The organism is Dellaglioa sp. CoH-55-MRSF-9 (assembly GCF_056782155.1).
Window position 1 is genome coordinate 1 of sequence record NZ_JBXAYG010000105.1, and the last position, 263, is coordinate 263.

Genomic DNA, 263 nt, shown 5'->3' on the forward strand with positions numbered 1-263 from the left:
GGTGTGAACTGCGGTATTATGGACCAGTTTGCTTCCGTATTCGGTAAAGCTGGTAGCTTGATCCGTCTGGATTGCCGTTCACTGGAGTATCAGTATTTCCCATTCCATCCGGAAGGTTATCGTCTGGTTCTGATGGATTCAGTTGTGAAACACGAATTGGCTTCTTCTGCTTATAACAAGCGTCGCCAAAGCTGTGAAGCTGCTGTTGCCGCTATCCAGAAAAAACATCCGCACGTAGAATTCCTGCGCGACTGTACAATGGC

General features: G+C 47.9%; 1 pseudogene. It reads left to right on the forward strand.

The features are described from left to right. A pseudogene (locus AC1RPV_RS07965) lies at positions 1 to 263 on the forward strand (hypothetical protein); the annotation flags it as partial.